This is a genomic window from Cedecea sp. NFIX57, assembly GCF_900177785.1.
GTDB classification, from domain to species: domain Bacteria; phylum Pseudomonadota; class Gammaproteobacteria; order Enterobacterales; family Enterobacteriaceae; genus Cedecea; species Cedecea neteri_C.
On record NZ_FXAS01000009.1, the window covers coordinates 96294 to 120237 of the forward strand.

Annotated in this window: 17 protein-coding genes and 3 tRNA genes; 9 read left to right on the forward strand and 11 right to left on the reverse strand. The window is 55.2% G+C overall.

Annotation, left to right across the window (positions count from 1 at the left end; genetic code table 11):
• The first annotated feature begins 269 nt into the window (after positions 1-269).
• Positions 270-1559, forward strand: coding sequence for an HAAAP family serine/threonine permease (locus B9Y90_RS09780; protein ID WP_039287247.1), 1290 nt, complete (start codon positions 270-272; stop codon positions 1557-1559).
• A gap of 63 nt (positions 1560-1622) precedes the next feature.
• A complete protein-coding gene (locus B9Y90_RS09785; RefSeq protein ID WP_039287250.1) occupies positions 1623-2990 on the forward strand; it encodes an L-serine ammonia-lyase in 1368 nt (455 codons plus the stop codon).
• Positions 2991-3021: 31 nt separating this feature from the next.
• Here B9Y90_RS09785 and B9Y90_RS09790 read toward each other — a convergent pair whose 3' ends face one another.
• A complete protein-coding gene (locus B9Y90_RS09790; protein WP_039287253.1) occupies positions 3022-4206 on the reverse strand; it encodes an aminotransferase-like domain-containing protein in 1185 nt (394 codons plus the stop codon).
• Between the two features lie 182 nt (positions 4207-4388).
• On the opposite strand from B9Y90_RS09790, the gene xni reads away from it, so the two are divergent.
• Complete coding sequence (gene xni, locus B9Y90_RS09795) at positions 4389-5159, forward strand: flap endonuclease Xni (protein WP_085541107.1); 771 nt, start codon at positions 4389-4391, stop codon at positions 5157-5159.
• Between the two features lie 43 nt (positions 5160-5202).
• Here xni and rlmM read toward each other — a convergent pair whose 3' ends face one another.
• The 4 genes from rlmM to B9Y90_RS09815 form a co-directional block, all read right to left on the reverse strand.
• On the reverse strand, positions 5203-6303 hold the full coding sequence (rlmM, locus tag B9Y90_RS09800) for a 23S rRNA (cytidine(2498)-2'-O)-methyltransferase RlmM (protein WP_039287269.1): 1101 nt from the start codon (positions 6301-6303) through the stop codon (positions 5203-5205).
• Positions 6296-6691: a DUF423 domain-containing protein gene (locus B9Y90_RS09805; protein ID WP_008458426.1), complete on the reverse strand. Its 396-nt coding sequence runs from the start codon at positions 6689-6691 to the stop codon at positions 6296-6298. The genes rlmM and B9Y90_RS09805 overlap by 8 nt, the downstream gene beginning before the upstream one ends.
• A 45-nt stretch (positions 6692-6736) precedes the next feature.
• On the reverse strand, positions 6737-7654 hold the full coding sequence (gene gcvA, locus B9Y90_RS09810) for a glycine cleavage system transcriptional regulator GcvA (RefSeq protein ID WP_016538028.1): 918 nt from the start codon (positions 7652-7654) through the stop codon (positions 6737-6739).
• Between the two features lie 345 nt (positions 7655-7999).
• Complete coding sequence (locus tag B9Y90_RS09815) at positions 8000-8227, reverse strand: YgdI/YgdR family lipoprotein (RefSeq protein ID WP_038479329.1); 228 nt, start codon at positions 8225-8227, stop codon at positions 8000-8002.
• Positions 8228-8423: 196 nt separating this feature from the next.
• Here B9Y90_RS09815 and csdA point away from each other — a divergent pair, with 196 nt between their 5' ends.
• The gene (csdA, locus tag B9Y90_RS09820; RefSeq protein ID WP_085541108.1) at positions 8424-9629 is read left to right on the forward strand and encodes a cysteine desulfurase CsdA; all 1206 of its coding nucleotides are present in this window, start codon (positions 8424-8426) and stop codon (positions 9627-9629) included.
• Complete coding sequence (gene csdE, locus B9Y90_RS09825) at positions 9630-10061, forward strand: cysteine desulfurase sulfur acceptor subunit CsdE (RefSeq protein WP_085541109.1); 432 nt, start codon at positions 9630-9632, stop codon at positions 10059-10061.
• Here csdE and tcdA read toward each other — a convergent pair whose 3' ends face one another.
• Positions 10062-10871 carry a tRNA cyclic N6-threonylcarbamoyladenosine(37) synthase TcdA gene (gene tcdA / locus B9Y90_RS09830; RefSeq protein WP_085541110.1) on the reverse strand — a complete coding sequence of 270 codons (810 nt, stop codon included), beginning with the start codon at positions 10869-10871 and terminating at the stop codon, positions 10062-10064.
• Positions 10872-10942: 71 nt separating this feature from the next.
• A complete protein-coding gene (gene mltA / locus B9Y90_RS09835; protein ID WP_085541111.1) occupies positions 10943-12040 on the reverse strand; it encodes a murein transglycosylase A in 1098 nt (365 codons plus the stop codon).
• Between the two features lie 210 nt (positions 12041-12250).
• Here mltA and B9Y90_RS09840 point away from each other — a divergent pair.
• The 3 genes from B9Y90_RS09840 to B9Y90_RS09850 all read left to right on the forward strand — a co-directional run bounded on the left by B9Y90_RS09840 (position 12251) and on the right by B9Y90_RS09850 (position 12603).
• Positions 12251-12327 (forward strand) — tRNA-Met (locus tag B9Y90_RS09840).
• Between the two features lie 59 nt (positions 12328-12386).
• A tRNA-Met gene (locus tag B9Y90_RS09845) sits at positions 12387-12463 on the forward strand.
• A gap of 63 nt (positions 12464-12526) precedes the next feature.
• Positions 12527-12603: transfer RNA gene (locus B9Y90_RS09850), tRNA-Met, on the forward strand.
• A gap of 87 nt (positions 12604-12690) precedes the next feature.
• On the opposite strand, the gene amiC is transcribed toward B9Y90_RS09850, so the two are convergent.
• Positions 12691-13941: an N-acetylmuramoyl-L-alanine amidase AmiC gene (gene amiC, locus B9Y90_RS09855; RefSeq protein WP_085541112.1), complete on the reverse strand. Its 1251-nt coding sequence runs from the start codon at positions 13939-13941 to the stop codon at positions 12691-12693.
• 227 nt (positions 13942-14168) lie between these two features.
• On the opposite strand from amiC, the gene argA reads away from it, so the two are divergent.
• Positions 14169-15500: an amino-acid N-acetyltransferase gene (argA, locus tag B9Y90_RS09860; RefSeq protein ID WP_039287316.1), complete on the forward strand. Its 1332-nt coding sequence runs from the start codon at positions 14169-14171 to the stop codon at positions 15498-15500.
• Between the two features lie 37 nt (positions 15501-15537).
• On the opposite strand, the gene recD is transcribed toward argA, so the two are convergent.
• Genes recD through ptrA form a run of 3 tightly spaced genes read right to left on the reverse strand, consistent with a single transcriptional unit; the run spans position 15538 to position 23806 of the window.
• Positions 15538-17379, reverse strand: a complete 1842-nt coding sequence (gene recD / locus B9Y90_RS09865; protein WP_085541113.1) for an exodeoxyribonuclease V subunit alpha — start codon at positions 17377-17379, stop codon at positions 15538-15540.
• Positions 17376-20921 (reverse strand): exodeoxyribonuclease V subunit beta, encoded by a 3546-nt coding sequence (gene recB, locus B9Y90_RS09870; RefSeq protein WP_085541114.1) that lies wholly within the window; start codon positions 20919-20921, stop codon positions 17376-17378. The genes recD and recB overlap by 4 nt, the downstream gene beginning before the upstream one ends.
• Complete coding sequence (ptrA, locus tag B9Y90_RS09875) at positions 20921-23806, reverse strand: pitrilysin (protein WP_039287333.1); 2886 nt, start codon at positions 23804-23806, stop codon at positions 20921-20923. Before ptrA ends, recB begins: the two co-directional genes overlap by 1 nt.
• Positions 23807-23944 lie beyond the last annotated feature (138 nt).

The following is a 23944-nucleotide window of genomic DNA, read 5'->3' on the forward strand; positions in this document are numbered from 1 at the left end:
TAGGCTTCGCGACCATAAATGTCATATTGATGTCTATGAACAGACTGTTATGCGGATTTGTCGCTTAACAAACGTAGATTATCGCATTTGGGATCGCGATCACTGATACATAGATGACATAAATGTATCTTTCCGCCCGCCGATAGTTACGGGCCACAACTACTACAAAAACGCCCCCGGCCAGAATTTAGTTTCAGCAGTTACGCCACACACATTGCGTTAACTGCGAATTTTTAAACATTGCACGAAACATTCCTTTGGAGATGTAAATGGAAACCACTCAAACCGGCAGTATTGTCTCTGCTGAGAAAAAAGGCGCATGGCGCAAGACCGACACCATGTGGATGCTGGGCCTTTATGGCACGGCTATCGGTGCAGGCGTCCTGTTCCTGCCAATCAACGCCGGCGTTGGTGGCCTGATTCCGCTGTTCATCATGGCGATTCTGGCTTTCCCGATGACTTTCTTTGCCCACCGTGGCCTGACGCGCTTTGTTTTGTCGGGTAAAAACCCAGGTGAAGACATTACCGAAGTTGTAGAAGAGCACTTTGGTATCGGCGCAGGTAAGCTCATCACCCTGCTGTACTTCTTTGCTATCTACCCGATCCTGCTGGTTTACAGCGTGGCGATCACCAACACCGTGGACAGCTTCATCACCCACCAGTTGGGCATGACCGCGCCGCCGCGCGCGATTCTTTCCCTGATCCTGATCATCGGCATGATGACCATCGTGCGCTTTGGCGAGCAGATGATCGTCAAAGCGATGAGCATCCTGGTATTCCCGTTTGTTGCAGCACTGATGATTCTGGCTCTGTACCTGATTCCAAACTGGAGCGGTGCAGCGTTTGAAACCCTGTCCTTCAGCGCAACCCCGGCAACCGGCAGCGGCCTGTGGATGACCCTGTGGCTGGCGATTCCGGTGATGGTCTTCTCGTTCAACCACTCGCCGATCATCTCCTCCTTCGCCGTGGCTAAACGCGAAGAGTACGGCGCAGGCGCTGAGAAAAAATGCTCCAGCATTCTGGCACGTGCCCACGTCATGATGGTGTTGACCGTTATGTTCTTCGTGTTCAGCTGTGTGCTGAGCCTGACCCCGGCAGACCTGGCCGCGGCAAAAGCGCAGAACATCTCTATCCTGTCTTACCTGGCTAACCACTTTAATGCACCGGTTATCGCCTGGATGGCACCAATCATTGCAATGATTGCCATCACTAAATCCTTCCTCGGCCACTACCTGGGCGCGCGTGAAGGCTTTAACGGCATGGTCATTAAGTCTCTGCGCAGCAAAGGCAAAACCATTGAACTGAACAAGCTGAACCGCATCACCGCGATCTTTATGCTCGTCACAACCTGGATTGTCGCGACCCTGAACCCAAGCATCCTCGGGATGATTGAAACCCTGGGCGGCCCGGTTATTGCGATGATTCTGTTCCTGATGCCGATGTATGCGATTCAGAAAGTACCGGCGATGCGTAAATACAGCGGCCATATCAGCAACATCTTCGTTGTGATTATGGGCCTGATTGCTATCTCCGCTATCTTCTACTCGCTGTTCAGCTAAGCCTTATAAAGCCGCCCGCTCGGGCGGCTCTCTCTTCTCAAGTCACTTACGCAGGGAAATCTTATGATTAGCGTATTCGACATTTTCAAAATCGGTATTGGCCCCTCCAGCTCACATACCGTCGGCCCGATGAAAGCCGGTAAACAATTTTCCGATGACCTGATTGAGCAAGGGATCTTGCGCGACGTTACCCGCGTTGTCGTGGACGTTTACGGTTCACTATCCCTGACCGGTAAAGGTCACCATACCGATATCGCGATTATTATGGGCCTGGCGGGTAACCTGCCGGACACCGTCGATATCGACGCTATTCCGCACTTCATCCAGGATGTGAATACCCACGGGCGCCTGATGCTGGCCAACGGCCAACATGAAGTTGAATTCCCGGTGGACTGCTGCATGAACTTCCATGCCGACAACCTGGCGCTTCACGAGAATGGCATGCGTATTACCGCGCTGGCGGGCGACAAAGTCCTGTACTCCCAAACGTACTACTCCATCGGCGGCGGCTTTATCGTTGATGAAGCGCATTTTGGCGTAGAGAGTGAAAATCCGGTCAGCGTGCCGTATCCGTATAAGAATGCTGCAGACCTGCAAAAACACTGCCGTGAAACGGGCTTATCGCTTTCCGGCCTGATGATGCAGAACGAACGCGCCCTGCACAGCCAGGAAGAGATCGACGCCCACTTTGCAGCGGTCTGGGAAGTGATGAGCAGCGGGATTGAACGCGGTATCACTACGGAAGGCGTGCTGCCGGGCAAAATGCGCGTTCCGCGTCGTGCTGCAGCCCTGCGTCGTATGCTGGTGACCACCGATAAAAATAACTCTGACCCGATGGCAGTTGTGGACTGGATCAATATGTTCGCGCTGGCGGTGAACGAAGAAAACGCTGCCGGTGGCCGCGTGGTCACCGCCCCAACGAACGGTGCCTGCGGTATTGTTCCAGCTGTGTTGGCGTACTACGACAAATTCATTCGTCAGGTGAACGCTAACTCCTGCGCCCGCTATTTCCTGGCCGCCGGTGCTATCGGTTCTCTGTATAAAATGAACGCGTCTATCTCTGGTGCCGAAGTAGGCTGCCAGGGGGAAGTGGGCGTAGCCTGTTCAATGGCAGCCGCCGGACTTGCCGAGCTGCTGGGCGGTAGCCCGACTCAAGTGTGTATCGCCGCGGAAATCGGCATGGAACACAACCTGGGGCTGACGTGTGACCCGGTTGCGGGCCAGGTTCAGGTTCCGTGCATTGAGCGTAACGCCATTGCCGCCGTAAAAGCAGTTAACGCTGCGCGTATGGCGATGCGCCGCACCAGCGAGCCTCGCGTCTGCCTGGATAAGGTTATCGAGACGATGTATGAAACGGGCAAGGACATGAACGCCAAATACCGCGAAACCTCTCGCGGTGGCCTGGCGCTGAAAATTGTCGCCTGTGACTAAAAATTAAGGCTCCCGGTTGGGAGCCTTTTTCTTAGAGCGCCGCTTTCAAACGCTTCACAGCTTCAACCAGTTGTTCATCGGTTGCCGTCGCATAGGAGAAGCGCAGGGTTCGTTTATCTGCATGATCGCTAAAGAAGAATTCACCCGGCACATATACCACACCTTTCTCCAGCGTTTTTTGTAGCCACGCCGTAGTATCGAAGTCATAGCGGAAAGAGGCCCAAAGGAACATCCCACCCTGTGGCTGGTTAAAAGTAATGTGCTCGCCAAGTTCGTCTTCCAGCAGGCGCGACAACGTCAGACACTTCTGCTTATAAGCCTCACGAATCAGCTCAATCTGCTGATCAAGACGCCCCAGTTTCAGGTAAGCCGCCGCCAGCGCCTGCGTAAACGAGTTAGCGTGTAAATCAGTCGCCTGCTTAATGATCGCGACCTTTTGCTTCATCCACTCCGGCAGAATGATCCAGCCAACACGCAGCCCCGGGGCCAGAATTTTCGAGAATGTTGAGGTATAGACCACGTGGTCTTCATACCCTAACTCTTTGGCGACCTGAATCAGGGTCTTCTCGCGGCGATCGGTAAAGCTAATCGCCCCGTACGGATCGTCTTCAATAATCACAAAATCATGTTCGGCAGCCAGTTTCACCAGCTTTTCACGACGCTCAGCGCTCAGGGTTGTGCCGCTTGGGTTACCAAAGGTTGGCACGAGATAAACGCCTTTCACCCGCGTGGTTTTCAGCAGCGCTTCGAGCTCATCGACAATCATGCCGTGCTCGTCCCCACCTACGGACTCAACCTTCGCGGCGGTCAAACTGAGGATTTGCAACGTGGCAAGGTAGGTTGGGCGCTCAACGACGAAAACGTCGCCTTCGTCTGCCAGCGCGCGAATCAGCAAATCCAACGCCTGCTGAGAACCTGAGGTAATCAGCAACTGGTCGCTGCGTGTAGTAATCCCGCGAGCCTTGCACAGCTCAACGAGCTGGTCGCGCAGCTCAGAATTGCCTTCGGTCAGGCCATACTGAAAAGCATCGTTGAAGTTCTCTTCCAGCACTTTACGGGTCGCCAGCTCCAGCCCTTGCTTATCAAACAGCTCGCTGGAAGGAATACCGCCAGCCAGCGAAATCACGCCGGGCATTTTGCTGTGCTTAAGAAGTTCGCGGATGGCCGAGGGTTGCAGGTTTTGAATGCGTTGCGCGAGGTGTTTAGTATTACTCATATTGATGTTCTCTATTTTTTTATGCGTTAGAAATATACATAGCCCGCTAACAACTACGCAATGGCTTTCCACCCGGTCCCCATAAGGTTTTGCGAGAGGCATTCCTGAATACTGCGATGAGAATAGCTCATCATGCCGGGAAGTGTTAGGGTAGGCCCATCAGAGTGACGAGTTAATTTCTTATGGCTATTCATTTACTTATCGTCGATGCCCTGAACCTGATTCGCCGTATACATGCGGTGCAGGGTTCGCCCTGTGTCGATACATGTCTGCATGCGCTAGACCAGCTTATCGGCCACAGCCAGCCCACGCATGCGGTGGCGGTGTTTGATGACGAAGAACGCCGCGAAGGCTGGCGGCATCAGGTTCTGCCCGACTACAAAGCAGGTCGTTCGCCGATGCCAGACGATCTGCATGCCGAAATGCCCGCCCTGCGGGAGGCGTTTACCCGCCGTGGCGTCCAGTGCTGGCATTCAAAAGGCAGCGAAGCGGACGATCTTGCGGCCACGCTGGCGGTGAAAGTCGCTTCCAGCGGCCATTGGGCAACCATTGTGTCCACCGACAAAGGCTATTGCCAGCTGCTGGCCCCAACGCTGCAAATTCGCGACTACTTCCAAAAACGTTGGCTGGATGCGCCTTTCATTGCTCAGGAATATGGCGTTCAGCCGGAACAACTGGGGGACTTCTGGGGGCTGGCAGGCATCAGCAGCAGCAAAATTCCTGGTGTGCCCGGTATTGGCCCCAAAAGCGCCACGCAGCTCATTAACCAGTTTTCTGACCTGGAAACGCTGTATCAGCGGCTGGATGAAGTCCCGGAAAAATGGCGTAAGAAGCTGGAGCAGCACAGAGAAAGTGCGTTTATCAGCCGCCAGGTGGCAAGGCTTGAAACGGATTTACAACTCGACGGGAATTTACAGCAGTTAAGGCTGCCTGGTGCATTGCCTTCTGCGTAACGGAAAAGAATTCCCCTTGCCCAAATGAGCAAGGGGTTAGTCATTAACGTTCGTCGCGACGGCCACCCACGGCCGCCCACCAGCGGCGAATGTGAACGGTCACTTCTTCACGATCGTGGTAAAGCTGGCGGGCTTTGATCTCAGCATTAATCCCGTTGCTCTCAAGGATTTCGCGGATCTGCGCCAGGTTTTGCGACACCTCTTCGTAGCGCTTTTTCATCGGTAACTTGAGGTTAAAGATAGTCTCACGGCACCAGCCGTTCACCAGCCAGGTCGCCATTAAATGGGCCACTTTTGCCGGTTTCTCTACCATGTCGCAGACCATCCAGGAGATGTTGGTGCGGGTTGGGCGGTATTTGAAGCCGTCTTCGCGCAGCCAGGTCACCTGCCCGGTGTCCATCAGGCTCTGCGCCATCGGGCCGTTATCAACGGAAGAAACCCACATATTGCGTTTCACCAACTGATAGGTCCAGCCGCCCGGGCAGGCACCCAAATCCACAGCATACATGCCGTTGGCCAGACGCTCGTCCCATTCATCGGCGGGAATAAAGACGTGAAACGCCTCTTCCAGCTTCAGCGTGGAGCGACTTGGCGCATCCGCCGGGAACTTGAGGCGCGGGATGCCCATATAGAACGGCGAATTGTTGGTGGTGTAGGAGTAACCCGTGTAGCAGCAGCCTGGCGCGATAAAGAACACATGCACAACCGGGCGCTTCGGCGTTTCGTAGTTGGTCAACACTCCGGCTTCGCGCAGGCTGGCACGCAGCGGCACGGTAAACTTGCGGCAGAACTTCATCAGCTCTTTGCTTTCGTTGGTGTCGGCCACTTCAACCCGCAGGTCGCCGCCCTTCTCCACCACGCCCTGCAGCATGCCGACAACAGGCGTGATGCGATCCTCCGGCGGTAAATCTTTTAGCAGTTCCCCGGCAACAAACATCTGGCGGGCAAAAATCAGGTCGCTGAACGGCAGCTCGCGCGCCAGCTTATCCGCTTCTTCCGGCTGGTAGCATTCAAAAACGACATAGCCGCTCTGCTCTTTGACGCGGGCAAAGCCATAGACACCACGCTGACCCGCTTTGTCGGTTATCTCTGCCGCGCACTCTTTCTCAAATCCCTGGCGGCAGTACAAAATCACTTTATTCATGGCTTACGCCCTTACGTTTCAGGCGCACAGCACCAATTAACATCAATATCCAGCCGGCCAAGAAGCTGACGCCGCCCACCGGGGTAACAAACGCCCACAGCCGCAGGTGCGACAGAGCCAGGCAGTAAAGACTGCCGCTAAACAATACGGTGCCTAGCGCCATAAAGACGCTGCTCCAGTAGAACCAAATGCTGATCCGACGCTGCATCGCTACCGCAAGGCCAAAAATCGCGAGCGTGTGAAACGCCTGATACTCAAGCCCGGTCTGGATCCATCCCATCTCTGCAACACCCAGAGATTTGCTCAATACGTGCGCCCCAAAGGCGCCCAGGGCAACAAAAACAAAACCGCTGATGGCGGCAAAAATCAGCATGAATCGGCTGGTCATGGTGTAACCCTAAAGTAAGGCGTGGCGGCGCCACGCGAAGGTTGCTTATTGTTCGTAGCGAAAACGGAATTTTTCTTGCTCACTGGCCGCCTTTGCCAGGATCCACTGTCGAAACGCGGCTATTTTACCCAGTTCTGCCTGGCTGTCATGACAAACCAGATAAAAGGCGTTTTTACTTACCAGCACATCATTGAACGGGCATACCAGACGGCCCGCTTCGATTTCCGTTTGGGCCATGACGTTATTGGCCAGCGCAATCCCCTGCCCGTGAATCGCGGCCTGGAGTACCATTGCGCTGTGGCTGAAAATAGGCCCTTGCTGGACATTAATATGGCTCACGCCAAGCTGGCGGGTATAAGTCTGCCAGTCGCGGCGCGAAGCGTCATGCAATAAAGTGTGCTTTGCCAAATCTTCCGGCGTTTTAATCGGTTTGTCGCCGGTTAATAGCATAGGCGAGCACACCGGCAGCAAATACTCAGCATAAAGTTTCTCAACCCTTAGCCCTGGCCAGTTGCCGCGCCCATAGAATATCGCCACGTCCACATCGTCGGACAACTTGTCTTCCTGGCGGTCCACCGCCTGAATTCGCACGTCGATGCCCGGATAAGCTGAGTTAAAGCTTGTTAAACGAGGCACCAGCCAGTGAATCGCGAAACTCGGCAATAAACTCACCGTTAACGCGCCTTTTGCACTGCGTGCCTGCAATTTGCGGGTGGCTTCCGTCAGCTGGGAAAAAATCTCTTTAATATCCTGATAATAACTCTGCCCCTCTTCCGTCAGCAGCAGCGAACGGTTGCGGCGGCGGAACAGCTTCAGGCCAAGAAAATCCTCCAGGGACTTGATCTGGTGGCTTACCGCAGCCTGGGTAACAAACAGTTCCTCAGCCGCTTTAGTAAAACTCAAGTGACGAGCCGCAGCGTCAAAAACGCGCAGCGCATTCAGAGGGGGTAATCGCTTAGACATAGGGTTATTTGGCTTAAGTGTTAATAATAGTTAACAAACAGATAGCGTTTGTTTACCTATTAGTTTTTTTTATCTGAGCCATTATAAATTGTCCGTTGAGGATGCACCAGCAAATACCTATAGTGGCGGCACTTCCTGAGTCGGAACGAAAAGTTGTCTGGAATGCGTGTTCTGGAGGGCTTTTGGCTTACGGTTGTGATGTTGTGTTGTTGTGTTTGCAATTGGTCTGACATTTCGGACCACGGTAGCGAAGCTACCCCTTTTCACTTCCTGTACATTTACCCTGTCTGTCCATAGTGATTAATGTAGCACCGCCGAATGCGGTGCTTTTTTTTGCCTGGCGTATTACTTCTTCAGCTCAACCATCTCTTTCACGTCCGAGCGGTTAATCTGCTGCATATTTCCGTTGGCATCTTTGTACTTGATCATCCCGGTTTCGTCATCGGTCTTCGGTTTACCTTCGGAGACGATCGCGCGTCCATCATTGGTATGCATGATGTAGTTCGGGCTGGAACAAGCTGCAAGTGCAAAGGTCATCATACAGGCAGAAACGATAGCGGTGGCTTTGTTCATTATTCTTCTCCTTGTGGATAGAGTTTAATGCTACTTAAATCTCTTCTACTAACATGCTTAAATATTAGTACAACAATAATTAGCATAACCTGCTTCTCGGATTCTGCCAGGAGAAACAGACGATTCCGAGAAAGACGGAAACCTTGTGCCAACGTCAGTTTTGCGCGACGATCTGTGCATTGAACCGAGGATCCCCATGACAGCATTTAACCCCGCCCATTTTCGCGCGCAGTTTCCCGCGCTGGCAGATGCAGGCGTCTATCTCGACAGCGCGGCCACGGCGTTAAAACCCCAGGCCGTGATCGACGCGACCCAGCAGTTTTACAGCCTGAGCGCCGGGAACGTGCACCGCAGCCAGTTTCCCGAAGCGCAGCGTCTGACCGCGCGTTACGAAGCAGCTCGCGACCAGGTAGCACGATGGATCAACGCCGAAAGCAGTACAGCCGTGGTCTGGACCCGTGGCACAACAGAAGCCATCAATATGGTCGCGCAATGCTATGCCCGCCCTCGCCTCAGGGCCGGGGATGAAATCATTGTGAGTGAAGCAGAACATCACGCCAATTTTGTACCGTGGCTGATGGTGGCTGAACAAACCGGTGCGAAAGTGGTGAAACTGCCTCTGAATGATCAGGCTCTGCCCGATCTTCACCAGCTCCCGGCATTGCTGAATGACCGCACACGTATCCTGGCGATTGGACAGATGTCTAATGTCACCGGGGGCTGCCCCGACCTTGCGAAAGCCATCGAGCTTGCTCACGAAGCGGGGGCTATCGTGATGGTCGATGGCGCACAGGGCATTGTTCACTGCCCGCCGGACGTGCAAGCGCTGGATATCGACTTTTACGCCTTCTCAGCCCATAAGCTGTATGGCCCAACCGGCATCGGCGCGCTCTATGGCAAAGCTCAGCTCCTCGAGCAAATGTCACCGTGGCTCGGCGGCGGTAAAATGATTACCCATGTCTCGTTCGACGGTTTTAAAACTCAGCCAGTGCCTTATCGTTTTGAAGCCGGGACGCCAAACGTCGCGGGCGTCATTGGCCTCAGCGCTGCGCTGGAATGGCTTGAAACTGTCGATTTACAGCAGGCGGAAAACTGGAGCCGTAGCCTGGCCACGCTCGCCGAGTCAGAGCTGGCGACGCGCCCGGGTTTCCGCAGCTTCCGCTGTCAGGACTCCAGCCTGCTGGCGTTTGATTTTGCTGATGTTCACCATAGCGATATGGTCACGCTGCTGGCCGAATCAGGCATTGCGCTGCGGGCGGGCCAGCACTGCGCACAACCCTTGATGGCCGCATTAGGGGTTAGCGGAACACTGCGCGCCTCTTTCGCCCCTTACAACACACAGCAGGATGTGCACGAACTGCTCGCCGCAGTCGATCGCGCCCTCGATATTCTGGTGGACTGAATGCAGACTGATCATCCTTTCGGGACAGAGATTAACACAGAGATGCTGCGTACCACGTTTGGGGCGCAGCGGCAGTGGGAAGAGAAATACCGCCAGCTGATTTTATTGGGCAAGAAGCTGCCGGCGCTGCCGGAGGCATTAAAAACCGAGCGTATTGAAATCAGCGGCTGCGAAAACCGCGTCTGGCTGGGCCACGAATGCCTGCCGGACGGCACGCTGCACTTCTATGGCGACAGCGAAGGACGCATCGTTCGCGGATTATTGGCGGTGCTGTTAACGGCAGTAGAAGGGAAAACCGCCCAGCAGCTGTTGGACAACGATCCGCTCAGCCTGTTTGACGATCTGGGGCTGCGCCATCAGCTCAGCGCTTCCCGCAGCAGCGGACTCACGGCTCTGGCTGCGGCCGTTCAACAGGCCGCGCAAAAGGATTAATCAGGAGGCGGTTCGCGCCGCCTTCGCCATCATCTTCGTCAGCACATGAGACACCGCTACAAAACCAAAGCTGGCGGTTACCATGGTCGCCGCGCCAAAACCCGAGGCGCAGTCCATTCGTTTTGGGCCTTCGGCGGTACTTTTCATGGCACAAACCGACCCGTCAGCCTGCGGATACACCAGCGCTTCCGTGGAAAATACGCAGTCTACGCCCAGCTTCCCTTTGCTGTTTTTCACCACGCCAAAGTCACTTTTCAGGCGCTCGCGCAGTTTGGCCGCCAGCGGATCCTGAATGGTTTTGGCCAGATCGCTGACCTGGATCTGCGTCGGATCGATTTGCCCGCCGGCTCCCCCCGTGGTCACCAGCGGGATCTTATAGCGACGGCAATAGGCTATCAGCGCTGCTTTTGGGCGCACGCTGTCAATGGCATCAATGACATAGCTGAACCCCTGGTTAAGCAGCTCAGCGGCGTTGTCAGCGGTAATAAAATCATCCACCACCGTAACCCGGCACTCCGGATTGATCTCTTTGATACGCGCCGCCATCACTTCCGTTTTGGCCTGACCGACGCTGCCTTTCAGGGCATGGATTTGCCGGTTGGTGTTGGTGACACAAACATCATCCATGTCGATAAGCGTAATTGCCCCAATGCCGGTTCGCGCCAGCGCCTCTGCCGCCCACGAGCCCACCCCACCGATGCCAATCACGCAAACGTGAGCCTCAGCAAAAAGCTGTAGCGCCGCCTGGCCATACAGACGAGCGGTGCCGCCAAAGCGTTGCAGCCAGGCATCAGAGAGAACGACAGACATCGGGGAAATCCTCAGAAATAAAAAACGGGCTGATTATACAGCCCGTTGTTCAGGGTGGAAACGTTGCAGCATTAACCGTTAAAAACGCTGCCCGTGCCAGGGGCCGCTTTCAGCACCCAGACGCGCCCGTAATGGTTGTACCAACCCGCGCGGTGCCCGGCATCCGGGCCAATGCCCTGATAGATATCGAAGTGCTGGCCTTTAATCGCGCCACCCACATCGAGTGCCACCATCACGCGCAGCTCATACTGGCCGGTGAATTTACCATTGTTGTCCAGCAACGGGACTTCGGTCAGCAGCGTGGTACCCGCAGGAATGATGGAGCGGTCAGACGCCACGGAAGCACGCCCAATCAAAGGTACCGCGCTCGCACCTTTCACCGGCGCATAGCTTGCCGGCTTAAAGAAGACAAAAGAAGGATTCTGCTCAAGCAGCTCCCGCACTGCCGCTTCGCTGTGGGTTTCTCCCCAGTGGCGAATCGCCTGCATCGACATGTCTTCTTTCTTCACTTCGCCGCGGTCGATCAGCACTTTACCGATGCTGCGGTAAGCGTGGCCATTTTTACCGGCATAGCCGAAGAAGGTCAAAGGCTGACCATCGCCAAAATCAATGTAGCCGCTGCCCTGCACATCCATGATGAAGTTATCCATCAGGGAGTTGCTGTAAGCCAGCACGTAGCTGTCGCTCAGCCCGCCGCTGTAGATTTCCGCGCGGGACGGCAGACGCCCACGTTTGGGTGGCATGCGGTAAATAGGGTACTGGAATTCGCCCTGACGGGTATGGCGAGCCTGAATCACCGGGGTGTAGTAGCCGGTAAACTGCACATTACCGTAGTTGTCAGCCCCTTCCATTTGCCAGGCATCAAGGCCGAACTGTTTCAGCTGGCGGGTATCTCCCCCGGCACGCAGCCACTGCTGCACGGCATTATAAATATCGCTGCCGCTGTTATAGAGGCGGGGAGAAGCAGAACGAATCTGGTTAACCTGCTCGGCATAGTCGCCGCCGTTGATGGGCGCGCCAACCGCATCAGGCTGATTCACCAGTGAGAAAGGCTGGGAGAATTTCCCGTCTTTATATTGCTGACCGCGATCGGTCGGTTTTGATGAACAGGCAGCCAGCATGGTTAACATGGCTCCCGCTGCTATGTACTTAATCCAACGTCCTTTCATTTACCTTTCGCCCTGCTCGTTGCCTCTGTATGCCTCGCCGAAGATAGCAAACGCGCCGCGAGAATTAAACGTGTTGAACGGCCTGCGTAGCAAAAACGTCTGTTTAGTGCCATTGTGCGGGTAAATTCAACAACCAATGGGAAATTCAGGCATTTCTGGCAAAAAAGGGTTGCAACAAAAAGCGAGCAGAGTATAGTGCGCATCCACGGACGCGGGGTGGAGCAGCCTGGTAGCTCGTCGGGCTCATAACCCGAAGGTCGTCGGTTCAAATCCGGCCCCCGCAACCAACTAAAAAGTCGCGGATTCAACGGCGCAATGATGAATAATCATTAAGAAGTATGACGGACGCGGGGTGGAGCAGCCTGGTAGCTCGTCGGGCTCATAACCCGAAGGTCGTCGGTTCAAATCCGGCCCCCGCAACCAATTAAAAGTCGCTGATTTAACAGCGCAATGATGAAAAATCATTAAAAAGAGTAGTATGACGGACGCGGGGTGGAGCAGCCTGGTAGCTCGTCGGGCTCATAACCCGAAGGTCGTCGGTTCAAATCCGGCCCCCGCAACCAACATTGAGAACACCCTTACGGGTGTTTTTTTGTTTCTGCCGTTGATAAAAAAATAAGGCAGGTTTTCCCCCGCCCTTATCAGATATTTTAGCCTCGTCTTGCCAGCCGCGAGCTGTCCGAGAAGTACGCCTTGATCCCCGCCAGAATTGACTCCGCAACCTCCTGCTGGAACCTGGCCGTACGCAGCTTGCGCTCTTCTTCTGGATTACTCAGGAACGCGGTCTCCACCAGAATAGAGGGAATATCCGGCGCTTTTAGCACTGCAAACCCGGCCTGATCGACGCTGTTTTTATGCAGTTTGTTCACTTTCCCCAGCCGGTTAAGCACCTCTTTCCCAAACTTCAGGCTGTCGTTAATGGTCAGCGACTGCACCATGTCGAACATCGTGTGGTCGAGATAGCGATCCCCGCTTTTACCCACGCCGCCAATTAAATCCGAGGCGTTCTGCGTTTGCGCCAGATATTTCGCTGCCGTACTGGTCGCCCCTTTGGTGGACAATGCAAAGACTGACGATCCGCGTGCGGCGGCGGTCGTAAATGCATCTGCATGAATAGAAACAAACAGATCGGCTCGCTGTTTTTGTGCTTTGGCAACGCGCACTTTCAGCGGGATAAACACATCTTCATTACGCGTCATGTAGGCTTTCATATTGCCCTCTTTATCGAGCAAGGCCTTCAGTCTGCGCGCAATGCTGAGCACAATATCTTTTTCACGGGTCTTGTTCGGGCCAATCGCGCCGGGGTCTTCACCGCCGTGCCCCGGGTCAAGCATGATGACAATCGGCCTGTCCCGCCCGGCTTTACCCGGCTGCGGCCCTTTTTCCGCCGGCATTTTCTTGTCTAGCTGGCCGTTGTTGTAATCTTCCAGTAATGCCAGCAGCGGATCTTGTTCGCTATTCATATTGGCAGGATACAGATCCATCACCAGACGCTCTTTAAATTCGGCGACCGGGGCCAGCGCAAACAAATGCGGGGTCACGTTTTGCTTCAATTCAAAAACCATGCGCACGGTCCTGGGATCGAACTGCCCCACGCGAGCGGATTTAATAAAGGGATCGTCGCCGCGAACCTGGCTGCCGATGCCTTTTAAAACTGAATTTAAATGCGCCCCTTCAATATCTACGACCACCCGCTCCGGGTTGCTGAGCGCAAACTGGCGATACTTCAGCTGATGGTTAGATTCCAGCGTCACACGGGTATAAGACGAGGCCGGCCAGACGCGCACGGCGATCACCTGGCTTGAGGCAGCAAAACCGACCTTGCTGACGCTCAACAACCACATGGCTCCTGCACCCTGAAGTAAACGGCGGCGACTCATTAACGAACTGGAATCTGGCATGGCTCCCCTGAGCGATAATCACTAAATGGATGAATTTATTTATTTGAGCCAAAAACTTTAGCGAAACACGCGGTTACTGTCATCTATAAAAGGGTAAACGTTCAGAAAAGGTCACCAAAAGTCAGGCGGAAGGAATTTTATCCTGGATGAAAATTGGCACTTGCACCAGACACCATAAAAGAATAAAAATACACAAATTACGAATAATCATGCAATGAGGGTGTGCCGTGGTAAAGGAACGCAGAACTGAACTGGTCCAGGGATTTCGCCATTCTGTTCCCTATATTAATGCCCACCGGGGAAAAACGTTTGTCATCATGCTCGGCGGCGAAGCCATTGAACATGAAAACTTTTCCAGCATCGTCAACGATATCGGCCTGCTTCACAGTCTGGGCATTCGCCTGGTCGTGGTGTACGGCGCACGCCCGCAGATTGACGAAAACCTGGCTGAGCACCACCATGAGCCGGTTTACCATAAACATACCCGAGTCACCGACGCAAAAACCCTCGAACTGGTAAAGCAGGCGGCAGGGCTACTTCAGCTCGACATCACCGCGCGGCTTTCCATGAGTCTGGGTAATACGCCGCTTCAGGGCGCCCATATCAACGTGGTCAGCGGTAATTTCATTATCGCGCAGCCTCTGGGCGTGGACGATGGCGTGGACTATTGCCATAGCGGTCGCGTCCGCCGGATCGATGAAGAAGCCATTCACCGCCAGCTGGACAGCGGCGCGATTGTGCTGATGGGGCCGGTTGCGGTCTCCGTCACGGGGGAAAGCTTTAACCTCACCTCCGAAGAAGTCGCCACCCAGCTAGCGGTTAAGTTGAAGGCAGAGAAAATGATTGGGTTCTGCTCCGCTCAGGGCGTGACCGACGACCAGGGAAACGTGATTTCCGAACTGTTCCCGAACGAGGCCCAGCAGCGCATTGAAGCCCTGGAAAACAGCGGCGACTATCATTCCGGTACCGTACGCTTCCTGCGTGGAGCGGTGAAGGCCTGCCGCAGCGGCGTGCGCCGCAGCCACCTGCTCAGCTATCAGGAAGATGGTGCCCTGCTGCAGGAACTGTTCTCCCGCGACGGGATCGGTACGCAGATTGTGATGGAAAGCGCCGAGCAGATCCGCCGCGCCACCATCAACGACATCGGCGGTATTCTTGAGCTGATCCGCCCGCTGGAACAGCAAGGGATCCTGGTCCGCCGCTCCCGTGAGCAGTTGGAAATGGAGATCGACAAGTTCACCATAATTCAGCGGGATAACCTGACCATCGCCTGCGCCGCGCTCTATCCATTCCCGGAAGAAAGCATCGGTGAAATGGCCTGCGTCGCGGTGCATCCGGACTATCGCAGTTCGTCCCGGGGCGAAGAGCTACTGAACCGCGTCGCCAACCAGGCGCGGCAAATGGGGCTGAGCAAGCTGTTCGTGCTGACCACCCGCAGCATTCACTGGTTCCAGGAACGGGGCTTCCTGCCGGTGGACGTTGAGCTGCTGCCGGCGAGCAAAAAAGAGATGTACAACTATCAGCGCAAATCAAAAGTGCTGATGGCTGACCTGACCTGAAAAAAGGGAAGGCATAAAGTGTGCCTTCCCTTATCTTTTATTCTCCAGAGAAAATCGCCATAAGCCCGCTGCGGCGCTCCGTACGCGTGGCTATCGCTTTATTCAAAACGCGTTCATCGGCATACAGCGACAGCTGCTTACGAGCGCGCGTGATCGCGGTGTACACCAGTTCACGCGTCACCACCGGCACAAACTGATTCGGCAATACCAGCGCGGCGTGGTCAAACTCAGACCCCTGAGATTTATGCACGGTCATGGCGAAGGCCGTATCGTGTGCAGGCAGGCGGCTTGGCTGAACGGATTTCACCGAGCCATCCGGCATCGAAAACCAGACACGAAGCCCTTCCTCACGCTGCAGAGCAATCCCGATATCGCCGTTAAACAAGCCAAGAGAGCTGTCATTGCGGGCAATCATCACCGGACGCCCGTTGTACCAACGGGACAACGCCTGCGAAGGTCGCTGAATCAAACGCGCCTGTACAAGCGCCTGCTCAATACGCTCATTCAGGCCACTCACGCCGAAGGGGCCTTCACGTAAGGCACACAGCAGCTGATAACGGCCAAAAGCATTAATGATCTCCGCAGGGCCGGCTTTCTGGCGCACCAGCTGCAAATACTCACCGTAGCCGCTGACCACGTCGGCAATCATCGCCGTATAATCTTCAGGCTCCAGCAGCGGCTGCAGCGAGATGTCCGTAAATCCCTGTCCAAATGCGGCTTTCACCTGCCGGCTATCGCTGGCATTCACCGCAAACGCCAGTTGCCCGATGCCGGACTGGCTGTCGAATCGGTAGCTTTTACGCAGCAGGCAAAGCCCGTCTCGTAGCGCGCTTGCCCGGTCACTATCGCCTACGGGAACCTCACAGCCCGTGAGCCGCTGTAATTGCTCCGCACGCTGCACCGAATAACCATCATTCACGTAATGGCAGATATCGCCCAGTACCGCGCCCGCTTCAACGGAAGCCAGTTGATCTCTGTCCCCGAGGAAAATGACCCTTGCCCGCTCCGGCAGAGCCTCGATAAGCCTGGACATCATCGGCAGGTCTACCATCGACGCCTCATCCACCACCAGCACATCCAGGTGTAGAGGATTCCCGGCATGGTGACGCAGACGCTGGCTGTTCGGCTGCGCGCCTAAAAGCCGGTGCAGTGTCGAAGCCTCTTCAGGCAGGCGTTTTTTCTGCTCATCGCTGAGCGGCAGCTGGCGCAGCGCACTTCCCAACGATTCCGTTAAGCGTGCGGCTGCCTTACCCGTGGGCGCTGCAAGCTGAATACGTACGGGCTGGCCATCGGAAAGCTGAACCAGCGCGCCCAGCAGTTTTGCCACCGTTGTGGTTTTACCGGTCCCCGGCCCGCCGGAAATAACTGAAATACGGCGGGTCAGCGCCACTGCTGCGGCCACTTTCTGCCAGTCCGTCTGTGGGCTGCTACCAAACAGTGCATCGAGGATTTCGCGAAGCCGGGTCTCATCCACCGCAACAGGCTGGTTATGTTCACCGAAAAAGGCCGCCACCCGCTGCTCGTTACTCCACATACGATTGAGGTAGAGGCGGTTATCAATGAGTTTCAGCGGCGTAGGTTCGTCGCCCGAGCTCACTGAATGGGAAGCCAGTAACGCGCTGTGCCAGCCTGATGCGGGCTCCGCCTCGGCAAAAAGCTGAGCCACAAGTTCAGGATGTTTGCCAGCAAAGGCATATTCGGGCCGGATGCGCTCAAGCGGCAGGCAGACATGCCCTTCGCCTGATTCACGGCTCAGTAGCGCTGCGGCCAGCATGACGGCGGGCTGCTGATCGTTAGCCACCATCATGGCAAACTGTGAATCCAGCGGCCTGAGGGCTTTCAGCGCCACCGCCTGATTGAGTAGCTGAGACATACTCACAGTGGGATCTCCTCTGCTGCCCCGGCGAACAGCGCATCCATGGCTTCAACCAGCCTGACGTCCGGTCGCGTAGAAAAAATACCCTGCTCGGGCTTACCTTGCTCCACGCCGCGCAGGAACAAATAGATAACCCCACCAAAATGCTGCTGGTAGTCATACCCGGCCATACGGTGGCGCAGGTAGCGATGCAGCGCCAGCGTGTAGAGCTGATATTGCAAATCGTAGCGATGGGATTGCATCGCCACCGCCATCGCCTCCTGGGTGTAAGCGCTGCTGTCTTCACCTAGCCAGTTAGATTTATAGTCCAGCAGGTAGTAGCGCCCCTGCCAGCGGAACACCAGGTCAATAAACCCTTTCAGCATCCCCTTCACCTGACGGAAGTCCAAAGGCGGGCAGCCAGCAGACAGCGGGTCGTAATGGCGAATCAGCGCGTCTAACGCCGGTGCCTGTAGTTCATTGTCGATAGGTAAATAAAATTCCAGCTCCACCTGTCTTTCCTTCGCAGAAAGCAGGTTCAGGGCAACGCCGGCGTCATTGAGCGGCGCAGCAAGCACCGCTTCCAGCCAGCGGCTCACCACCGGCCCCCACTCGCCGCCAAACCCATTGGCAAGCAAGTGTTTTTCTATCTCTTCAGGCTGTACTGGCTGCGTAAAATCAACCTCTTCGAAAAGGCTATGCAAGAAGGTACCTGGCGAAGCACCGCGCGGGAAAGTATGCGGCGTAAGTAACGGCTCACTTTGTTCGGGGGCTTCCCCTACGGCGTCAACGTCCAGGCGTGGCACTAAATCCAGAACCCGACTGCTGCCGTGCTGCTGCAGACCGGAATAACTGGTCACGCGCCAGTTATCGGTGATTCGACGCTTGAGCTGACGGGCGGCAAGCTCGGGCAACGCATCGGATACAGGCTGCCACGGAGTATCATCCCCGGGAGATAATGTTTCGACATCGATAGCCTCGCTTTTCAGGCCTTCCAGCGCCTGGCGCAGCCCTTCGGCATCAAGAGCTTCTCCTTTCTGTAGCAAATAGCCCAGCGCACTGAGATGCAGATCGCTGCTGCCTTTTTTGGCTCTCGAACCCCGGAACAACGGCGCCACGCCCAGGCTGCAGTGCCAGACGGAACGCGTTAATGCCACATACAGCAAACGCAAGTCTTCCGCCAGACGTTCTTCTTCGGCCAGCCCCAGGCTTTCCGCGTCGTTGCTCAAATCCAGAAGCGAGGTAAAGGTGGTCCGGTCGTGATACAGGCCGCTGCTCTGCGGGCGATAGTTGGCCACGAACGGCAGCCAGACCAGCGGATACTCCAGCCCTTTGGATTTGTGAATGGTCACCACCTGCACCAAATGTTTATCACTTTCGAGCCTCAACTGCTGACTGGAAGCGTTGCTGTCCGGCTCGGCAATGCGCTGCGCCAGCCAGCGCACCAGCGCATGCTCGCTCTCCATTTCTGCTGAGGCCTCCTGCAACAGCTCGCTGATATGCAGAATATCCGTCAGCCTGCGTTCCCCGCCCGGCGTGGCCAGCAGGTTTTCAGCTATATTTCTCGCCCCGATTAAGGCCCTCAACATGGGCATCACGCCCCGCTTAAGCCACTGTTCGCGGTAGCCAAAGAATTCTTCAACCAGGTTATCCCAGGTCAGTTCGTCTTTGTTCAGAGACTCAATAGCCTGGGCATCCAGTCCTAGCATGCTCGTCGCAATGGCGCTGCGCATGGCGGTTTCAATTTCAGGCGTCAGCACGGCCTGTAATACCCACAGCAACTCACGCGCCTCAACCGTAGCGAACACAGAATCACGGTTAGAGAGATATACCGATGGAATATTCAGCGCGCTTAGCGCATCGCGCACAATGGCCGCTTCTCCACGGCTACGGACCAGAATCGTCATGTCTGATGCCCTGAGCGGCTGGGGCTCATCCCCATGCCAAAGCAGCGCATCCCCGCGCTGCCCGGCGGTGAGCCAGTCGCGAATTTGCCGGGCGCACTGTATTGCCATCGCTTGTTGGTAATCACTCACACCGACGCCATCGCCCGGCTGGAGCCACATTTTCACCGCCGCCTGGCTTTCACCCCGGATGGTAAACCGTAGCCCACCGTTACCGGGCGCTGATTTGACCGGCAGGAATGGAATCTGGCGGAATAAGAACGGATTATCAACCTGCTGGAACAGCGTGTTTACGCCGTGGATCATCGAGGGAGACGAGCGCCAGTTAGTATCCAGCGTGTAGTGGGCGCTAACTTCCTGACGCGCCTTCATGTAGGTAAAAATATCGGCGCCGCGGAAAGCGTAAATAGCCTGCTTGGGGTCACCAATCAACAGTAGCGCGGTACCCTGCTGCTTGATGTACAGCCGGCGGAAAATACGGTACTGCTGCGGGTCGGTATCCTGGAATTCATCGATCATCGCCACCGGGAAACGGCTACGGATCGCCGTCGCTAAGGCGTCGCCGCCGGGCTGATGCAGAGACTCATCGAGCCGGCTCAGCATATCGTCAAAGCCCAGTTCGCCGCGGCGGCGCTTCTCTTGCTGAACAATATAACGAATTTCCGCCATCGCTCTGGCTATCACCAGGTCGCGCAGCGTTAGCGGCTCTGCAAGCAATGCATCTATGGCAGTGAACAAGCTATGCCGGGGCACTTCACCTTTTTTGGTTTTCTCTTCAAGCGTGCTTTGCGCAAACTTCGCCAGCGCGTCAGGGAGCTGATAGCTGGTGGTTTCCAGCTGCGCCCACTGCCCAACAATCTCCAGCCAGTTCGGCAAATGTTTACTGCTGTAGCTACGTTTATCCACGCCAGAATCGCTAATCAGGCTTGCCAGCTCACCCGCGGCTGCTCTCCACTGAGCTTTGACCCCGTCGATAGCGGAGATTATTTTTTCATGGCGAGCCAGCAGCGTTTCGTCATCCGCCGGGGGCTGTTTCAACCGGGGCTGTTCCCCCTGAAGCCAGCTATTGATGTCTTTTAAAAGCGCTTCCGGGCCAGACCACTCTTCACTCATCGCTTGAGCGACTGGTTTTGGCAACGGGTAGCAGTGACGCCGCCAGAAATCAGCACACGCGTGGCGGCGCAGCACGGATTCATCCTCAAGGAGCTGTTGCTCGAACAGCATTCCGGACTCAAAAGCGTTGAGGCTGAGCATTCGCTGGCAAAAGCCGTGGATCGTGAAGATAGCGGCCTCATCCATCTGCTGTTCGGCTAACAGCAAGGTACGGGCAGCAAGCTGCTTGTCCGCTATCTGGGCAAGCAGGTTTTGCAGAAGTGGGTTTTTGGTGCGGTTACGAATACAGGCGATGCGCAATTCGTGGATATTTGCCCGAATACGACCACGCAGTTCTTCGGTGGCCGCTTCGGTGAAGGTCACCACCAGCAGTTCTTCAACACCTAGCGGGCGGGGGAAAGCATTCTCTCCCCCTAAGCCCAATAACAACCGCAAATAAAGCGCGGCAATGGTAAAGGTCTTACCGGTCCCCGCGGAAGCTTCTATCAACCGTTCGCCGAACAGCGGCAAACTTAAAGGATCAAGGGGCTGCGCGGTTACATCGGTCATTATTTCTCGCTTACTAGTGGTAACGTCTGCTGCAGACTGCGTGCCCCCTCCCAGGTTTTCCACCCTTTTGGAGCCGCATACTCTGCTTTGCCGTTATGGCTGCCGGAAATCTGTGACAGCACCGCCATCCCCTGGGGAGCTATCACCGCCTGATGGAAGAAATCAGCCAGCTTCTGTGGCGTTAATTTCTTAATTTCAGCTATCACTTTATCACGGGAATCAAACGCCATGTTTCGGCGATCGAAATCTTTGCTAAGCTGCGCCGCCTCTTCCGCAAGCGTTTGAGGCGCCTGCTGCATCTGGGCAATCATCCCCTGCTGGATTTGGGCAAATTCGGCGTCGCTCATGCCGCGCAGTTTTTTCTCGATAACCGGGTAAAACGCTTTAAACCGCTCGTACAGGTAAGCAGGCTGCTTATCACTGCTTTGCAGCAGGAAGCCCACGCCCCACTGGCGACCAATAGACATAGGGAAAGCAAACACCGCATAGCCAAGCTGCTCTTGTGTCCGCAACTGATTATAGAACCAGGGCTGAACGATTTGACCCAGCATTGAACCGTAAGCCGTGCTGGTGGCTTCGCTATAGCCTTTTGGTACATAAACTGCCGCCAGCGCTGAGTCGGTGCTGCTTCCGGCCTTTTCAAACATCGCCAGATGCCGCTTATTGATCAGCACATCGTCATTACGGCACCATTCGCTGCCCTTCGGCGCCAGCTGCGTTTTGACGTTTTCCGTCAATTGTTTGGTCTGCTCCGGAGACATATTACCAATGACCATAAACTCAGGTCGGGAATTGGTTTTCAGCCGTTCACGGTAATCCAGCACGTCCTTAAGCGTCAGCTCCGGCAGCAGCGCCCGGCGGGTACTACGCTCATAATAAGGCACCTGCGAAACCATCTGCACCGGCGCAATCGCCTGCTCAAAGGCTTTACCTTTTTCCGCCGAGTCCATCATCTGCGCATACCAGGACTTAGCCTGATCCAGCTGTTCCTGCGTTGGGGTATAGCTGAAATAGCCCTTCAACAGCGCTTCGAACAGCTGCGGCAGCCGCTGCGTATAGCCGTTGGCGTTAATCATCAGCCCGCTATTCGCGTTAGATGAGAAACTGATGCCGCCAACCGATGCCTGATTGCTGAGTTCATCCAGCGCAATGCCCGCAAGGTAATCATTGATGGCAAACAGCACCTGATTCTTCGCGCTGTTCATCACCTGTGGATTACGCAGCACAAGCGTCACGTCCGCTTTTGGCTCGTTGCCAAAATAGCGGCTCGGCATATATACCACGCGCAGATCCGGTTCGTGGATCAGCAGCTCAGGATGCTGGTATTCCTTCTGCGGTTTATAAAGCGTGAAGTCATCGGGAATGTAAGGGTTCAGCTGAGGCAGCTCAAGCTTGATGGCATCTGCCTTCTGCTGCCAGTCGGCAAAAGTCTGCGCAGGGATTTTGTCAACTTCGTAAGGCGCATCAACGAAATAGGCCGTTTTATTGTGTGGCTCCTGCGGGCTGATGTACCACACACGGGCATTCTGCGGCGTCATCATATCCAGACGCGCTTTAATCGCATTAGGATCGTACTGGTCAGCAATGTTCGCGGAATCCAGCGTATGGCTGACCGGAACGCGCAGCATGGTATCTGCCAGCCATTCAATGTAGTCCATATCACGGGTGATGGACGGGTAGCGGAAGTCGAGATCCAGCACGTGCGCAAGTTCGTCAAAGTAACGTTTATCGATACCTTTGGCGCGCAACTGATCGAGATAGCTGAATATTGCTGCAACCACCTGGTCACGATTGGCCAGGCCTTTATCAGTCAGAGAGACGGAGATGGCGAAAACACCGCTGTTGCCGGCCACCATCGGGTCAGAATCTGCGCGTACGCTTTCCGCAAGCCCCTGCTTTTGCAGCCAATCCGACAGCGTATCGTGGCTGCGGTTACCTATCAGGTAACCAATCAGCTCATCGGTTTTGCTGCGGAATTTATCGCTATTGTTATCGATGCGGAACTCAACGCGAACCACCTTGCGCGGCATGACCGGCACGTAGTGGATGAAGATACCTTTTTGCGCATCAGTCACCACCGGTACGTCGATAACCGGCTTTTCGATATTTTTGTTTGGCACCCGGCCGTAGGTTTCAGCGGCAATCTTCGCCAGTTCAGGCAAAGGCTTGTTGCTGTAGATAACCGCTTTCATCAGGTTTGCGGAGTAGTACTTATCTCTGAATGCCACCAGCGCATCGAGCAGCTTGCTGCCGGGTTTATCGCGCAGGGTTTCAAGGTTGCCTCCGGAGAAACGCGCCGCTGGGTGCAACGGGTTGATTGTTTCAGCGCTAACCTGCGCCATGCGCATCCCGTCACGCGCGCGGGCCATCGTCAGCTCGGCGTTGACCGCGTTACGTTCACGCTCGGCATATTGCGCCGCGAGGTTAGGTTCAGCAATGGCGTCGGCCAGGCGGTCTACGGCGCCGTCGAGGGCATCGTTTTCCACTTCAAGATAAAATGCAGTTCGATAGGTGGCGGTACTGGCATTGTGGCTGCCGCCATGTTTTTTGAGGAATTCAGACAGGCTATCCGGGTCCGGGTATTTTTTGGAACCCATCAGCGTCATATGTTCCAGAAAATGGGCAAGCCCGAGGTGAGCATCTGGATCTTCCAGTGAGCCAACTGGCACCACCAGCGCTGACAGCGACTTCACCGCCTGCGGGTCGGAAACCAGCAGCACGGTCATACCGTTATCTAAACGAATAGCCTGATACTGACGAGGATCTTTTTCACTTTTACGAATGGTGTCCTGAATCGGTTGCCATCCGTTATCTGCCTGACTGCAGGGTGCCCAAAGAGCAACGAACAAGAAAAGCGCGGTAAACCAGGTGCTGCATTTAGGCATTCACAAACCTCGTCTTCACTAACTTACTCATCATTAACAACTTTTCGAAGCAATCCGTCGAACGCCGTTGTTATACTTCGCCAGCCCTGAGCAAGAAATCGCATCATAATGGAACTCACCGGGCTGTGCAATTTTTAT

Excerpts from the sequence above, each read along its gene's own strand:
- B9Y90_RS09780 (WP_039287247.1), top strand. The coding sequence starts at position 270 with ATGGAAACCACTCAAACCGGCAGTATTGTCTCTGCTGAGAAAAAAGGC.
- B9Y90_RS09785 (WP_039287250.1), top strand. The coding sequence starts at position 1,623 with ATGATTAGCGTATTCGACATTTTCAAAATCGGTATTGGCCCCTCCAGC.
- B9Y90_RS09790 (WP_039287253.1), bottom strand. The coding sequence starts at position 4,206 with ATGAGTAATACTAAACACCTCGCGCAACGCATTCAAAACCTGCAACCC.
- xni (WP_085541107.1), top strand. The coding sequence starts at position 4,389 with ATGGCTATTCATTTACTTATCGTCGATGCCCTGAACCTGATTCGCCGT.
- rlmM (WP_039287269.1), bottom strand. The coding sequence starts at position 6,303 with ATGAATAAAGTGATTTTGTACTGCCGCCAGGGATTTGAGAAAGAGTGC.
- B9Y90_RS09805 (WP_008458426.1), bottom strand. The coding sequence starts at position 6,691 with ATGACCAGCCGATTCATGCTGATTTTTGCCGCCATCAGCGGTTTTGTT.
- gcvA (WP_016538028.1), bottom strand. The coding sequence starts at position 7,654 with ATGTCTAAGCGATTACCCCCTCTGAATGCGCTGCGCGTTTTTGACGCT.
- B9Y90_RS09815 (WP_038479329.1), bottom strand. The coding sequence starts at position 8,227 with ATGAACAAAGCCACCGCTATCGTTTCTGCCTGTATGATGACCTTTGCA.
- csdA (WP_085541108.1), top strand. The coding sequence starts at position 8,424 with ATGACAGCATTTAACCCCGCCCATTTTCGCGCGCAGTTTCCCGCGCTG.
- csdE (WP_085541109.1), top strand. The coding sequence starts at position 9,630 with ATGCAGACTGATCATCCTTTCGGGACAGAGATTAACACAGAGATGCTG.
- tcdA (WP_085541110.1), bottom strand. The coding sequence starts at position 10,871 with ATGTCTGTCGTTCTCTCTGATGCCTGGCTGCAACGCTTTGGCGGCACC.
- mltA (WP_085541111.1), bottom strand. The coding sequence starts at position 12,040 with ATGAAAGGACGTTGGATTAAGTACATAGCAGCGGGAGCCATGTTAACC.
- amiC (WP_085541112.1), bottom strand. The coding sequence starts at position 13,941 with ATGCCAGATTCCAGTTCGTTAATGAGTCGCCGCCGTTTACTTCAGGGT.
- recB (WP_085541114.1), bottom strand. The coding sequence starts at position 20,921 with ATGACCGATGTAACCGCGCAGCCCCTTGATCCTTTAAGTTTGCCGCTG.
- ptrA (WP_039287333.1), bottom strand. The coding sequence starts at position 23,806 with ATGCCTAAATGCAGCACCTGGTTTACCGCGCTTTTCTTGTTCGTTGCT.